General features: G+C 69.4%; 13 protein-coding genes and 1 pseudogene. 8 read left to right on the top strand and 6 right to left on the bottom strand.

The features are described 5' to 3' along the window. A partial coding sequence (locus tag AC1DYD_RS24680; protein ID WP_478175394.1) for an enolase C-terminal domain-like protein occupies positions 1–285 on the top strand: 285 nt, incomplete at its 5' end. Between the two features lie 75 nt (positions 286–360). Here the strand turns inward: AC1DYD_RS24680 and AC1DYD_RS24685 are convergent. Continuing rightward, positions 361–1,581 (bottom strand): DUF4382 domain-containing protein, encoded by a 1,221-nt coding sequence (locus tag AC1DYD_RS24685; RefSeq protein ID WP_478175395.1) that lies wholly within the window; start codon positions 1,579–1,581, stop codon positions 361–363. A gap of 174 nt (positions 1,582–1,755) precedes the next feature. Between AC1DYD_RS24685 and AC1DYD_RS24690 the strand changes: the two genes are divergently transcribed. The 3 genes and pseudogenes from AC1DYD_RS24690 to AC1DYD_RS24700 all read left to right on the top strand — a co-directional run. Next, on the top strand, positions 1,756–2,592 hold the full coding sequence (locus tag AC1DYD_RS24690) for a DUF6502 family protein (protein WP_478175396.1): 837 nt from the start codon (positions 1,756–1,758) through the stop codon (positions 2,590–2,592). Continuing rightward, positions 2,589–3,908, top strand: a complete 1,320-nt coding sequence (locus AC1DYD_RS24695; protein WP_478175397.1) for a DUF5666 domain-containing protein — start codon at positions 2,589–2,591, stop codon at positions 3,906–3,908. Before AC1DYD_RS24690 ends, AC1DYD_RS24695 begins: the two co-directional genes overlap by 4 nt. A gap of 101 nt (positions 3,909–4,009) precedes the next feature. After that, positions 4,010–4,123, top strand: a pseudogene (locus AC1DYD_RS24700) (hypothetical protein); the annotation flags it as partial. Here AC1DYD_RS24700 and AC1DYD_RS24705 read toward each other — a convergent pair. From AC1DYD_RS24705 to AC1DYD_RS24725, 5 genes are all read right to left on the bottom strand, one after another. Continuing rightward, on the bottom strand, positions 4,110–4,922 hold the full coding sequence (locus AC1DYD_RS24705; RefSeq protein ID WP_478175398.1) for an alpha/beta hydrolase: 813 nt from the start codon (positions 4,920–4,922) through the stop codon (positions 4,110–4,112). The pseudogene AC1DYD_RS24700 and the gene AC1DYD_RS24705 overlap by 14 nt on opposite strands. 91 nt (positions 4,923–5,013) lie before the next feature. Continuing rightward, positions 5,014–5,445 carry an arsenate reductase (glutaredoxin) gene (gene arsC, locus AC1DYD_RS24710; protein WP_478175399.1) on the bottom strand — a complete coding sequence of 144 codons (432 nt, stop codon included), beginning with the start codon at positions 5,443–5,445 and terminating at the stop codon, positions 5,014–5,016. A 96-nt stretch (positions 5,446–5,541) separates the two neighbouring features. Beyond that, positions 5,542–6,189 (bottom strand): YitT family protein, encoded by a 648-nt coding sequence (locus AC1DYD_RS24715; protein WP_478175400.1) that lies wholly within the window; start codon positions 6,187–6,189, stop codon positions 5,542–5,544. Positions 6,190–6,249: 60 nt separating this feature from the next. Further along, on the bottom strand, positions 6,250–7,899 hold the full coding sequence (locus AC1DYD_RS24720) for a rhodanese homology domain-containing protein (RefSeq protein WP_478175401.1): 1,650 nt from the start codon (positions 7,897–7,899) through the stop codon (positions 6,250–6,252). After that, a complete protein-coding gene (locus tag AC1DYD_RS24725; protein ID WP_478175402.1) occupies positions 7,896–9,143 on the bottom strand; it encodes an acyl-CoA dehydrogenase family protein in 1,248 nt (415 codons plus the stop codon). The genes AC1DYD_RS24720 and AC1DYD_RS24725 overlap by 4 nt, the downstream gene beginning before the upstream one ends. A gap of 138 nt (positions 9,144–9,281) precedes the next feature. On the opposite strand from AC1DYD_RS24725, the gene AC1DYD_RS24730 reads away from it, so the two are divergent. The 4 genes from AC1DYD_RS24730 to AC1DYD_RS24745 are packed head-to-tail and all read left to right on the top strand — an operon-like array spanning position 9,282 to position 13,354. After that, complete coding sequence (locus tag AC1DYD_RS24730; RefSeq protein WP_478175403.1) at positions 9,282–10,310, top strand: ABC transporter substrate-binding protein; 1,029 nt, start codon at positions 9,282–9,284, stop codon at positions 10,308–10,310. Between the two features lie 49 nt (positions 10,311–10,359). Continuing rightward, complete coding sequence (locus tag AC1DYD_RS24735; protein ID WP_478175404.1) at positions 10,360–11,463, top strand: LLM class flavin-dependent oxidoreductase; 1,104 nt, start codon at positions 10,360–10,362, stop codon at positions 11,461–11,463. Positions 11,464–11,497: 34 nt separating this feature from the next. Then, on the top strand, positions 11,498–12,331 hold the full coding sequence (locus AC1DYD_RS24740; protein WP_478175405.1) for a class II aldolase/adducin family protein: 834 nt from the start codon (positions 11,498–11,500) through the stop codon (positions 12,329–12,331). Positions 12,332–12,352: 21 nt separating this feature from the next. Beyond that, on the top strand, positions 12,353–13,354 hold the full coding sequence (locus AC1DYD_RS24745; protein WP_478175406.1) for an ABC transporter substrate-binding protein: 1,002 nt from the start codon (positions 12,353–12,355) through the stop codon (positions 13,352–13,354). The last annotated feature ends 3 nt before the right edge of the window (positions 13,355–13,357 follow it).

Consider the following 13,357-nt stretch of genomic DNA (forward strand, 5'->3'; position numbering starts at 1 on the left):
GCGCTGTGCGAGGCCTGGAGCGTGCCGGTGATCCCGCATGCGGGCCAGATGCACAACTACCACCTGACGATGAGCACGCTGGCTTCGCCGATGAGCGAGTACTTCCCGATGCACGAGGTCGAGGTCGGCAACGAGCTGTTCTATTACATCTTCGACGGCGAGCCGGTGGCCGACAACGGCTTCCTGCAGCTCGACGACGACAAGCCGGGCCTCGGCCTGACGCTGAAGACCGAGTACCTCGACCAGTTCCGGATCATCGAGTCGTCCGCCGCGCCGCGCCCATGAGCCCTGCGCGACGAAGCCATCGCGGGCCGGCTTCGCGCTCACCCCGCCGACCCGGAGGGGGCACGTTGCCGCAAGTCAGGGAAAGGTGAAATTGGTCGACACGACCATGGCCGGTGTCAGGGTCGGCGGCGTCACGGTCTTCGTGACACCGCCGGCAGCGGCCTCCAGCCGGTACTTGCCGGCTGCGCTGCCGTCGGCCACGAAGACCAGCGCGCCCGGACCGGGTGCATAGGGCGCCACCAGGGGTGCGTTCACCGGTACGGTGTAGCTGTAGTCGCCGCTCACGCTGTCGACCGCAGCGCCCGCCACTTCGATGGTGGTGCCGTTGCCCAGCGGCTGAAGGGCACGCACCGTGGCATCGATCGGCGACAGCCCCGTGGCGACGCTGCCCGACAGCGTGGCGGTGGGCGAAGCGGGGGGATTCAAGGCCGAGCTCGCGAGGTTCAGCGAACTCACCGTTTCGGCGGCGATCACGACGTTGCTGACCACCGCCGTGGTCCGGCCCGGAGCCGTCACCACCAGCGTGTAGGTACCGGGCGCCACGGGCTGGAGGAGAAACTTGCCGGCACTGTCCGGCGATGTGGCCTTGACGACGACGCCCGCCTGCTGCAGCGAGATGACCGTGGTGCCGAAGGCGATGCTGCCATCCACGAAGCCCACCACGCCGGACACATAGCGCGGAATCACGGTCAGCACCGGCTTGAGCAGGTAGTTGCCGGAGGCGCCGGCCCTGACCACCGATTTGCAGGCGTCGAAATCGAGCACGAGATCGGCCAGCTTGCCGGCCGCCACGTCGAAGTCGACATTGGCCTTCACGCCCGACTGCTGGCCGCTCGGGGTCTTGAGCGCCGTCTCGGCGCGTCCGGTCGGTATCACCGAATTGGCCAGTGGCGAGCCCGCGCTGTTGTCGGCCAGCACCAGTCTCAGCTGGGTGTACTTGCCCGCAGGAAGCGGCGTCTGTCCGAGTTCGAACAGCACGCCGTTCGTGAGCGACAGCAGATCGATGCGCCGGGCGGGGTCCAGGACCACCTCCGACCATCCGGCGCTGTCGTCCGCGGCGCTGCTGCTCTGGTGCACGCGCACTTTCTGGACCGTGACGTTGACCTCGTCGTAGCCACAGGCGGGCGCGTCGGTCATCGCCAGCCGCAATGTACCGGTGCCGGAGTCCGTGCTCGTGGGACTGGTGCTGGCGCTGACGGGAATGCCGCCCCCGCCGCCGCCGCCACCACCGCAGGCAAAGAGGGAAACCAGCAGGCCGCAGGCCAGCCCGGTGCGCAGGGTTCGAAGTAACTTCACGGCGATTTCCAAAGCGAGGTCGGAAGCGCAGAATATGGGATGTTTTCCCATTTCGTCAAATACACGATCCAAATGGAGACCGCGATTTTCATGCGATCCTTGGGGCTTCGATAGAAAAAAGCTCAAGCTCGCGCACCCCGAATGCGCGGCGACAACAACGCACAGTCATCATTCATGGAAAACCAGCTGGCCTGGGCACAAGCGGCTTGCGTGCGGATCCTGCGTCCCGTGATCAGGCTCGCGCTGGCGATGGGGATGAAGCACCCTCATCTCGAGGAAATGGTGCGCGACCTCCTGCTCGACGAAGCGCACCGCCTGTGGCTCGCCAAGGGGGTCAAGAAGCCCAACATCAGCCAGCTCTCGGTGACCACGGGGCTGAACCGCAAGGCCGTGACCGCCAAGGTCAGGGACACGACCGGCGTATTGCCGGCCACCGAGATGTCGGCGGCAGCCAAGACTTTCACCTACTGGTTGCAGATGGTCGCCGAAGACCCCGCCTTCCGCCAGTTGCCGATCGCCGGCGACGGCGCCATCACTTTCGAATCCATCGCGCGGCAGGGCAGCCGCGGCAACGTGCACCACCGGACGATCCTGGACGAGCTGCTGCGGCTGCGCATGGTGGTCGAGAACGAAGGACAGGTCGAACTCAAGACCGATGGCTTCGTGCCCGCCGAGGACCTCCAGTCGATGCTGGCATTCCTGGGCGACAATGCGCGGGACCACCTCAATGCGGCCGTCGCGAACACGCTGGGGCGCCAGCAACCCCTGCTCGAACGCGCCGTCTATGCGACGGGTGTGACACTGGAAGACTGCGAACGGATCAATCAACTCGCCAAGCAACGCTGGGGCGCGCTGCACCATGAGCTCACGCGCGAAATGACGCGCGCCGTCGACCGGGCCGGCGACCAGGAAAGGGGCCGCGTTCGGGTCGGCATCTACGCCTACTATGAAGGCCAGGATACGGACAAGCCGCAACTGCACCCCGCCAAACCAGATCAAGGCAAATCGTGAAATCGAGATTCATCCAGGTCCTGCTGCTTTCGTGGTCGACGGCATTGCTGCTCTCGTGCGGGGGGGGCGGCAGCAGCGGTGTGGCCGGCCTGGGGCAGGCGGGCGCCGCCAATGGCAGCAGCACCGCGGCGTCGGGCAGCGACGTCGGCGGCGACGCCAGCGGCGCATCGTCGTCGTCGGCCGGCGGGAGCACGACGACGGCTTCCAGCGGCGACGACTCGGGTGTCGGATCCGGCGGCACCGGCGTCAGCACGGCGGACGCCACCGGCATCGGCTCGGTCGACGGCTTCGGCAGCATCTTCGTCAACGGCCTGCGCTACGACACGGACAGCGCGGCGCTGAGCCTCGAGGACGCCGACACGCTGCAGTTCGGCATGACGGTCAAGGTCACCGGCCCCGTCAACGCCGATTTCAGCAGTGGCGTCGCCAAGACCGTCGCCTCCGCGGCGGAGCTTCGCGGCACCGTGTCGTCGGTCGATTCGGCGGCCGGAAGCTTCTTCGTGCTGGGCACGCTGGTCACCGTCGACACCGCCACCGTGTGGTCGGGCCTGGGCGGGCTCGCCGACCTGGTGCCGGGCATCGCGGTCCAGGTCTGGGGCCTGCCCGACACCGCGGGCGTGCTGCGCGCCACCCGCGTCGCACGGCAGGCGGCGGCGGCCTCGCCCATCGTCACCGGCGTGGTGCGGAATCTCGACGCCAGCACGGCATCCTTCAAGCTGGGCGGCCTCACGGTCCGGTACGGAAGCGCAGCATTCCTGCCCGGACTCGACGCCGGCACCCTGGCGGACGGTGTTTTCGTGCGGGTCCGCGCCGCCGCCGGATCAGGTGCATCGGGCGTGCTCGATGCGTCGAGCGTGCAACGCTGGAACGCGGTGCCGCAAACCAACGGCTCCGTCGCCCAGCTGGCCGGCGTCATCACGGACTATGCGGCCCTGGGCTCATTCAAGCTGCTGGGCACGACGGTCGACGCCTCGGCCGCCCAGATCACGGGCGGCCCGGCCGGATCGATCGGCAACGGGGTGAAGGTCGATGTGGCGGGCATCCTGGTCAACGGAACGCTGGTCGCGACGAAGCTCCGGATCCGCTACGTTCCGGGCACCGGCGGACCCGCATCGTTCGTTGTGGTCGGTACCGTGGGCAGCTATGTCTCGGCCGCCAATTTCCTGGTCAAAGGACAACGCGTCGATGCCAGTGCCCCCACGGTGGTGTTCACCGGCGGCACCGCGGCCAATCTCGCCAATGGCGCCAAGGTGACCGTGTCGGGCTCGCAGGTGGTCGACGGCACGCTGACGGCGGACAGCGTCAGCTTCGACTGACGGCGGCGGGCGAGCGCTACGGCAGGTTCTCGCGAAAGTCGGCTCGCGCGGCTCGGATGGCCACGCCTATTTCGCGACCGAGTGCAGCTGAGCGAAACCACGACCGCGAGCACCTCTACCAATTGGTGCGCCAGGCGGCCAGCGGCAAGAGCCGCTTGTTCGAGATCGAGTTCCTCGACCCGGGCGCGCAAGCCTACGCATTCACCTTCGGGTAGGAGGATCGGTCTCGCCGAGCAGGAACCCGATGGCGCTGCGCCACCAGGCATCGTCCACGTACAGGATCCAGTCGTTGTGGTCGGCGGCCCGAACCACCTCGAGCCGCTTGGGCCCGGGTAGCGCTTCGTACAGCGCCGTGCCGAAGCGGGCGGGCACGATGCGGTCGCGCTGGGCAACGGCCACCAGCACGGGGCGGCCGATCGACGCGAGGTGGGCGGCGCTGTCGTAGCGATCGCGCAACAACCAGCTCACCGGCAGCCACGGATAGTGGTGGGCCGCGACGTGTTCGAGGGTGTCCCACGGCGTGATGAGCATGAGGGCCGTGACCTCCTCGCGCTGACTCACGGCAGCCGCGGATGCCACGCCGGCGCCCAGCGATTCGCCGACCAGCAGCAAGGGCGGGCCGTACAGCCGATGCGCCAGCGCGATGGTCCGCTCGGCATCCCGGACCAGGCTGGCCTCGCCCAACGCACCGTCGCGCGGTCCGTAGGCCGGGTATTCGGCCAGGATCACGCGCAGCCCGAGGCGGGTCAGCGCCGTGGCGTAGTAGCCGCGATGCCCGGCATGGCCCGCATTGCCGTGGAACACGATGACCGTGCCCCGCGCCAGTCCCGCAGGCTGCGCCACCAGGCCCCGAAAGTCGTCATCGGCCGGCCAGGCGGTGAGCCCGGGGGACACCATCTCGGCGCCTTGCGCCCGGGCCGGGTAGTAGAGAAGGCGGTCCTGAAACATGGCGGGCGCTGCCATCGCGATCACGCAGGCGGTGGCGAGCCAAAGCACGATCGCGGCGGGTTTCATCCTCGTTCGGTGCGGAACTTCGACGGTGAATTATCGTTTCGTCGGTCCGGTGCGACGGCCGCGTCCGCAGGCGCAGTCGCGCTCGGGCACATCAGGGCTTGACGATACGCCCGCCCTTCGCATCGACGACGGCTTCCCCGTCCTCCTTGGCGAAGGCGCCCTGTTGCGGGCGCGGCAGGATGTCGAGCACCGCTTCGGAGGGCCGGCACAGCCGTGTGGCCAGCGGCGTCGCCACGATCGGCCGGTTGATCAGGATCGGGTGCGCCAGCATGAAGTCGATCAATTGCGCGTCGGACCACTTCGGGTCGCCCAGCCCGAGCTCTTCGTAGGGCGTGCCCTTCCGGCGCAGCAGTTCGCGCACCGGGATGCCCATGGCGGCGATCAGCCGCTCGAGCGTGGCGCGATCGGGCGGGTTCTTCAGGTACTCGATGACCGTGGGCTCCTCGCCCGTGTTGCGGATCAGCGCCAGCACGTTTCTCGAGGTGCCGCACGCGGGGTTGTGATAGATCGTGATGTTGCTCATGTCGTCGATGCCAGGGGTTCAGGAAAAGGAAGAGGACGGTGTTCGCCAGGTTGGATGGCCGTCTCGACCGGAGGACGGCCCTGCCCCACGCCGGATTCAGAAACCGTTGTAGCGACCCGGCTTGTGGTTCAGCGCAAGGATCAGGTTGACCACCACCGCGCTCAGGATCGACCAGGCGATGCGCGACGGCTCGACGAACAGCAAGGCGGTCGCCACGATGACGCAGTCGGTCGCCATCTGCACATAGCCGGCCCGCCAGCCGTGTCGCTCCTGCAGGTAGGCCGCAAGAATACCGATGCCTCCGAGGCTCGCCTTGTGGCGGAACAGCACCAGGAAACCCGTGCCGAGCAGCACCCCTCCCACCACGCCCGCATAGGCGGGATGCACGGACTGGACCGCGAGCATGGACGGCGCCAGGTTGGTGAGCAGCGAGAGCACGGCGACGGCGGCAAAGGTCTTGCCGGCAAACGCCCAGCCCAGCCGGCGCACGGCCAGCCAGTAGAAAGGCAGGTTGAGGAGGAAAAAGGCGCTGCCGAAATCGACACCGCTCGCGTAGTGGACCAGGAAGGCCATCCCGGACACCCCGCCCGTCAGCAAGCCCGCGCTCTGGTAGAGCGTCAGTGCCAGCGAAATCATGAGCGTCGCGGAGGCGATCGCGATGACATCGTCGGTCATCGCGTGGCGCTGGCTCGCCACGCCTTCCTTGACGGGCGTATCCAGGGAGGCAGGTGGTGAATCGGTCATGGTGGCGCCATCTTCGGTGACTCCGCCCGGCCATGCAATTCGAATGCCCGGCCGCCCGATTCAGATCACCCGGAAGCCGTGCGTCCCGTCGGCCGCCAGCTGCGCCACCAGGCCGAACTCCCAATCGAGGTAGCCCTGCATCGCCTCGGCCGGCGCATCGGTGCCTTCGTAGGGTCGGCGGTAGCGGTCGGTCGGCGGGGTCGCGACATGGTGCCAGCCGGTCTCGGCCGGCAGGCCGGCGGCAAACCATGCGGCATTGCCGCCCGTGAGCACCAGCACCTCGGCAACGCTGCGGCGGGCGTCGAGCAGCGCGCGCAGGTCGGCGGCGGCGAAGCGCGCGAGCAGGCTGCTGCCACAGGTCAGCACATAGCGCCGCGCGGACGGGATGGCATCGAGCGCCTGCGCGAGCTGCGCCCGAATGGCGAACCAGGCGCCAGGAATATGCCGCTTTGCATGGTTGACGCCGGTCGTGACGTCGATGACCACGGTCTGTTCCGGCGCGGCGCCGAGCGCCTTCGCGAGTTCGTCCGCCGGGATTTCGGCCACCGGAGGCGGCTCCGGATGCAGCGGCGGCGCGATGCCGCGGACGCTGCGCGCCGGCTCGGCCTGCGCCTCGAGCACATAGACCTCCCAGCCCATCTGCGCCAGCCAGGAGGCGGTCATCGGCGCCCGCACGCCATCGGCGTCGGCCAGCACGATGCGCGCGCCTCGCACCGGCACATGGTGGTCGGTCTCCTGCACCAGCTGGCCGCCGGGCGCACTGGCGAAGCCCGGCAGGTGCCCGGCCTCGTACTCTTCCGGCGTCCGGACATCGAAGCGGTAGACAGTGCGGTCCGGCGCTTCGAGGGTCGCCAGCGCATCGAAGGCGATCCACCGCACGCCGGCACGCCGGGCGACTTCGGCTGCGCGCGCCTGCGCCATGGCGCGATGGGCTTCGCCCGGTGCGGGCGCCACGCGCGACGCACCGTGGTCCAGCACCTGCCCGGCGAGCTTCCAGCCGATGGTCCCGTTGCGCAGCGCCGCGACCGGATTGGGCAGGCCTGCATTCACGAGCGACTGGGTGCCGATGATGCTGCGCGTGCGGCCCGCGCAGTTGACGATCACCTGCGTGGCGGGGTCGGGGGCGAGTTCGCGCACGCGCAAGACCAGCTCCGCGCCGGGCACGCTGGTCGCGGTCGGGATGCTCATCGTCTGGTACTCGTCGAAGCGGCGCGCGTCGACCACCACCACATCGGCGCGGGCGTCGATCAATGCCTTGACCTCCTGGGCGGACAGCGAGGGCGTGTGCCGCTCGTGCTCGACCAGTTCGCCGAAAGCCTTGCTCGGCACGTTGACGTCCCGGAACAGCTCGCCGCCGGCGCTGCGCCAGCCCTCGAGTCCGCCCTCGAGCAGGTGCACGCGGGTGTAGCCCAGCGCGGCCAGCCGGCGCGCGGCGCGCGGCGCGAGGTCGACGCCATCGTGCGCACCGTAGACCACGACCCGCGTGTCGCGGCGCGGAATGCGGCGCCAGGCGTCGAGCTCGATCCGCGACAGCGGAAGGTTCGCGGCCCACAGCGGGTGGGCCTGCGCGAAAGGATCTTCCTCGCGCACGTCGAGCAGCGCGATCTCCTCGCGGGCGATGAGCTTCGCGCGCACCGAGGCGGCGGAAAGGATCGGAAAGCCGGCGTCTTCCCCACGCGGGCTGCGAGTCTCGGCAAGGGTGGCGGTCATGGTCGTTCAAGGGTCGTCGAATCGGCCCCGGAGTATCGCGCCAACGCGGCGGCCAGTGCCTCCCGGCCCGCAGCCACCAGCACCGCATCGTTCTGCGGCGTGTGGATGCGGCTGCACAGCACGTCGCGATAGTGGCGCTCCAGGGGGTTCTGGCGCGCGAGGCCATGGTTGCCGCTCAGTTGCAGCGCCAGTTCGACGGCGCGGATCGCCTGGTTCGTGACGCTGTACTTCAGCAGCCCGCTCTCGGTCGACGAAGGCGCCTGGCCGGCATCGACCCGCGCCACCGCATGGTCGAGCGACACGCGGTTGCTGCGCAGCAGGGCCTCGATCTCGCCGACCGTCTCCTGGACGCGCGGCAGGCTGGCGAGCGCCGCGCCAAGGCCGCTCGGCGCGCGCCGGTGGAGGAAGCCGAGCAGCCAGTCGCGCGCCGCCCGCGCGACCGCGTCGTAGAGCGTGCCCAGCAGCACCACCATCCAGGCCTGCTGCGTCGCATGGGCATCGACGTCGGTCTGGCTGCCGGCGTCGGGTGCCCAATCGGCCGGGGCGCGCAAGTCGACCGCATGGTCGAGCGCAAGGGCGACGTCCTCGAAGATCACCTCGTGGCTGCCGGAGGCGCGCAGGCCCAGGTGGTCCCAGCTCGCCACCACGCGAACGCCGGCCGCGTTGCGCGGAACCAGGAAGACGCCGACGCGCGGCTCGGGCTCGTCGGTGCGGCCCCACACCGACAGCCAGCGCAGCCCCTCGATGCCGGTCGTGTAGAGCTTGTGGCCGCGGAGCGTCCAGCGCTCGCCGTCGCGGCGCGCGGTCGTGGCCGGCAGGCCGCCGCGGGCCGGCGATCCGAGCGCCGGCTCCACGCGCAACGCGTTGATCAGGGCGCCGTCGCGCACCGCGTCGCCCAGCACGCGCTCGCGCAAGCGGGCGGGCCAGCGGCTGTCGGTGCGGCCGATCGCGTGGTGCTGGAGCCAGGTCATGGCGAGGATCAGCGCGGTCGCCGGCTCGCCGTAGGCCACCGCGGCGAGCACGCGGCGCGCCGCCTCGAGCGATGCGCCGCCGCCGCCGCAGGCCCGCGGCGCGACCAGCGCGATCAGCCCGTGATCGTGCAGCGCCATGAAATTGCCGCGCGGGAAGGCGCCGCTTCGGTCATGGTCGGCCGCGGTCTCGGCAAAGCGGGCCGACAGGCGCTCGAGCAGCGCATCGTCTTCGTGGGGGGGCACCGGCAGGCGGCGCAGGACTTGGGAACTCATGGGGCCGAACCTTAGCCGCCACCCGGCGTGCGCGAAACAACGCAAGCCGCATATGCAAACTCGAAATCCTGCGTTCGCCCCAACCGGCATGCGCAGTACGGTCGGGCATCTCCAGTTCCACACGAAAGACGCCAGCCCATGACATCTCGTTCCAGCAACGCTCTTCCGACCGTCTGGTCGCGCCGCCGCTGGCTGCAGTCGGCCGCAGCGGCCGCCGGCTTCGGCGCCCTGGGCCCGAGAGCCGGCGCCGCGGCGCCCACAGCCGCCGACCTGTCCGGCCTGACGCTGCGCATCGGCACCTACAAGGGCCTCTGGCGGCCGCTGATCGAGGCCTCGGGCCAGGGCCGAACGCCCTACAAGGTCGACTGGCGCGAACTGAACAACGGCGTGCTGCACATCGAGGCCATCCAGGGCGACGCGCTGGACCTGGGCTCGGGCAGCGAGATCCCAGCCACCTTCGCGGCGCGACAGAAGGCCAAGGTGCGATTCATCGCCGTGATCCACGAGGACCTGAACAACCAGGCCACGCTGGCGCGCAAGGACGCGCCGATCCGCTCCATCGCCGACTTGAAGGGCAAGCGCGTGGGCTACGTGCGGGCTACCACCGCCCACTACTACCTGAGCAAGCAGCTCGCGGAAGTCGGGCTCTCGTTCAACGACATCCAGCCCATCAACCTGAGCCCGGCCGATGGCCTCTCGGCCTTCGCACGCGGCGATCTCGATGCCTGGGCGATCTACGGCTACAACGGCCAGCTCGCGCGCACGCAGTACGGCGCGCGAACGATCAAGACCGGCCAGGGCTATCTCTCGGGCAACTTCCCGGTCTATGCCAATCCGCGCGCGGTGGACGACCCGTTGCGCCACGCCGCCATCACGGACTTCCTGCTGCGGCTGCAGCGCGCCTACGCATGGGCCAACGACAACTACCTGGACTACGCCAAGGCGCAATCGGCCGAAACGCGGGTGCCGGTGGGCGACCTGATCGAACTGTTCAACGGCCGCAGCAACGACTACGCGCTCGGCCCCGTCACCCAGGGCGTGCTGCGCAGCCACCAGGAAGTGGCCGACACCTTCCTGAAGCTCGGCGTGCTCGACGGCCCGGCCGACGTCGCCCCGCTGTGGGACCGCAGCTTCGGCGCCGCGCTGTCGCGCGGCACCCCGGCCTGATCCCCTTCCTTTTCACTTTCACCTCTTCATTGCAAGCAAGGACACCCTCATGAGCGACATCGAATTCATCGGCATGATCCAGGCCCGGAAGGTCTCGGAGATCCATCCCGCGCGCGGCCCCGCGATCGACCGCGACTACGTGCGCGCCTTCGCGCAGGCCCACGAACAGGCCGGCTTCGACCGCGTGCTGGTGCCTCACCATTCGACCAGCCCCGATGCCACGCTGACCGTGGCCTACGCCGCGTCGGTCACCGAGCGCATCCACTTCATGCTGGCGCACCGGCCCGGCTTCGTCGCGCCGACGCTGGCCGCGCGGCAGTTCGCCTCGCTCGACCAGTTCAGCGGCGGCCGGCTCGGCGTGCACTACATCTCCGGCGGCTCCGACGAGGAACAGAAGCGCGACGGCGACTGGCTCGACCACGACCAGCGCTACGCCCGCACCGACGAGTACCTCGACGTGCTGCGCAAGGTGTGGACCCTGGACAAGCCCTTCGACCACGAAGGCGCCCACTACCGGTTCAAGGATGCCTTCTCGGAGGTGAAGCCGCTGCAGTCGCTGAACGGCCGGCCGCATGTGCCGGTCTACTTCGGCGGCGCTTCCGAAGCGGCGATCCCGGTCGCCGGAAAGCATGCGGACGTCTATGCGCTGTGGGGCGAGTCGCTGGCCCAGGCGCGCGAACTCACCGGGCGCGTGCGCGCCGAAGCCGCGAAGCACGGGCGCAGCCTGCGCTTCTCGGTCTCGTTCCGTCCGATCCTCGCCGACACCGAGGCGAAGGCCTGGGAACGGGCCGACCACATCCTGGCCGAGACCCGGCGCCTGCGCGTGGTGCAGGGCTTCGGCCGCGGCGGTCCGCTGCAGAGCGAGGGCGCGAAGCGCCTGCTGGCGGCGGCCGAGAAAGGCCCGCGGCTCGACAAGCGCCTCTGGACCGCCGTGGCCCAGGAGATCGGCGGCCGCTCGAACAGCACCGCGCTGGTCGGCACGCCCGAGCAGGTGGCCGACGCCTTGCTCGACTACCACGCGCTCGGCGTGACGACCTTCCTGATCCGCGGCTTCGATCCGCTCGAGGACGCCATCGACTACGGGCGCGAGTTGATCCCGCGCACGCGCGAACGGGTGGCGCAGCGCCTGTCCGCGCAGCGCAAGGCGGCCTGAGCGCTCGATGCATCCCCGTGCCCGAAGGATCAGAATGAGCGCCGTACTCGACATCGCCCGCGGCGCAGAGCGCCCCCGCACCCGCCTCGCCCTCAACCCGAACCCGCAGCAGAAGTACTGGTTCGACCCACCCGCACCGCGCGCCGGCGTCGAGGCCGAGCGCCGGCATCGGCAGGAGCGGCTGGCCGGCGCCTTCCGCCTGTTCGCGCGCCTCGGCTTCGCGCAGGGCCTGGCCGGCCACATCACGGCGCGCGACCCGGAGCTGCCCGATCACTTCTGGGTCAATCCGCTGGGCGTGCATTTCTCGCGCATCAAGGTGTCGGACCTGCTGCTGGTCAACGCCCGGGGCGAGACCGTGATCGGCGAGCGTCCGCTCAACAAGGCGGCCTTCGCGATCCATGCCGCGATCCACGAGCACAACCCGAAGATCGTCGCCGCCGCGCACACGCACTCGACCTACGGCAAGGCCTGGTCGACGCTGGGCCGAAAGCTCGACACGCTCACGCAGGACGCCTGCGTGTTCCACGACGACCATGCGCTGTTCGACGACTTCACCGGCATGGTGGTGGACGAAAGCGAGGGCCTGCGCATCGCCAGGGCGCTGGGCGACCGCAAGGGCGCGATCCTCAAGAACCACGGCATCCTGAGCGCGGGCCCCAGCGTGGAGGCCGCGGCCTGGTGGTACATCGCGCTCGACAACGCCTGCCACACCCAGCTGCTGGCCGAAGCCGCCGGCAAGCCGCAGCCGATCGCCGAGGCTGTCGCACGCCACACGCACGGGCAGATCGGCGGGCCCGAAGGCGCGCTGCATGCCTTCGAGAGCCTCTACGAAGGGCTGGTCGAGGCCGAGCCCGAACTGCTTGACTGAACCAGAGAGTCCCTCCCCGCCATGAAACACACCTCCCTTTCGCGCCGCGGCGTGCTGCGTGCCGGCGGCGCCGCCGCGGTCATCGCCTCCAGCGGCCTGATCGCCACGCGCGCCTGGTCGCAGCAGCGCAAGCTCAGCTTTGCATGGAACGCATCCGCCTTCTGCCTCTCGCCGGTGGTGGTGGCGCAAGAGCGCGGCATCTTCGAGAAGAACGGCCTGCAGGTCGAGCTGATCAACTACACCGGATCGACCGACCAGCTGCTCGAGTCGCTCGCGACGGAAAAGGCCGACGCGGCGGTGGGCATGATCCACCGCTGGCTCAAGCCGCTCGAATCGGGCTTCGACGTCAAGATCGTCGGCAGCTCGCACGGCGGCTGCGTGCGGCTGGTCGGCGTCAAGGAAGCCGGCGTGACCGACCTGCAGAAGCTCAGGGGCAAGACCATCGGCGTGTCGGACATCGCGAGCCCGGGCAAGAACTTCTTCTCGATCCTGCTCAAGAAGAACGGCATCGACGCCGACAAGGACGTCAGCTGGCGCCAGTACCCGGCCGACCTGCTCGACATCGCGGTCAACAAGGGCGAGATCCAGGCGATCGCGGATGGCGACCCGACGCTCTACCTGATCGAGAAGCGCAACAAGGGGCGCTACCAGGAACTGGCCTCGAACCTCTCGGGCGAATACAAGGACAAGGTCTGCTGCATCGTCGGCGCGCGCGGCGAACTGGTGCGCAAGGAGAAGCCGGTGGTGGCGGCGCTGGTGCGCGCTATCGTGCAGGCCTCGGACTTCGTGGCCGAGAACCCCAACGAATCGGCCAGGCTGTTTGCGAAGTACTCGCCCAAGGTGCCGGTCGAGGACTTGCAGGCGCTGCTCGGCACGCTGACGCACGCCCATCACCCGGTCGGCAGGAACCTGCGCGACGAGGTCGAGTTCTATGCCCGCGATTTCCGCTCGGTCGGCGTGCTGAAGCAGAGCACCGATCCGGCGCGGCTCGCCAACCACGTGTCGGTGGACGTGCTGGCATGACGA

The organism is Variovorax sp. P4_B11 (assembly GCF_056402355.1).